Consider the following 1,210-nt stretch of genomic DNA (forward strand, 5'->3'; position numbering starts at 1 on the left):
GCGGGCTTGTTCTTCTGGTGTGGGTGTGCGCCCATTCAGATCCCCCACTTCCTCTTTTACAATGCCCTTCACCCAAAGAAATGGCATTATACAAAAAAACACAATAAAATCAATAGTTTGAGTGTATTTATTTTATTTGAATCCACTTAAGAATCCACACTTTTATGCACGATTCAATTGACCATTTTTTATAAACAATAGCCATCTATAAACAGAGCATAAAAAGCAAATCATGATGCCAATGTTATAACGCATGTGAGCATTCAAATGAAATGCAAAGCTGTTATCATTCATAACATTTCATAAATTTTATAAGACGTTTTTATCATAATAAATCGCATTGTTAAAACGCAATTGAATATGAGAGCTTGTTAAAATGCAAATATTTGAAACGTTTTCTTTTGAAAGGGGGCAATCCAAATTTGGATTGAGTGATTAGGTCACCTCAAATATGAGGGCGTTGTTATTGATAGGGTTTGAAATCATCACAGAGCTAATAGGCTTTTTTCATTCAAATGTGATGATCTAAAAAAGCGCTTTCAGAAGCATTCCTTTATATTATTTTGGATAAGTTTTCATAAAGAGAATAGAGATCTTGCAATATGATACGTTCTGTATATATGTATTTATGCCTCCATTATGGATAAAATTTGAATGGAATAAGAAAGCCGTGTCATATAAATTGGCACGGCTTGTTTTTTTGAATTCTCTTTTTAAAATAGCATTTATAGCAAATAAAAAGCACCCCCGCGTTTGTTGATTATTCCTTTGTTTCAATTCTCTCAATAATTTCCATAAGAATATCTCTTTTAGAAACCTCCTTATTTTCGGGAACCTCTCTTATCTTACTTTGTCGATTGAGTTTTGCACGCCCACAAACACACCCCCAGACCTTGACAGTATGAGAAACCTGAGCTTTTCCATAAACAGAGCCATAAATTTCAGCACAGCCACTCACTTTCGCATAGTCATAAACCTTGCCATGGATTTGTGCACGGCTGTTAACAACAGCATAGCCATAAACCCGTGCAGTGCTAAAAAGACAGGCAGAACCTGAAACCTTGGCATTGCCATAGACCCTTGCATATTCAAAAAGATAACTATTATGGGAAAGATGCGCATTGCCATAAACATGGGCTTCCATACAAACACGGCTATTGCCATAAACATGAGCCTTGCCATAAACAGAACCCGATACAGAAGCATTGTT

General features: G+C 35.7%; 1 pseudogene. It reads right to left on the bottom strand.

The features are described from left to right. Window positions 1-760: 760 nt before the first annotated feature. Window positions 761-1,210 (bottom strand): annotated as a pseudogene (locus NPX99_RS08705) (hypothetical protein); the annotation flags it as partial.

It is taken from the genome of Bartonella sp. 220B (assembly GCF_026930205.1).
Taxonomy (GTDB): Bacteria; Pseudomonadota; Alphaproteobacteria; order Rhizobiales; family Rhizobiaceae; genus Bartonella.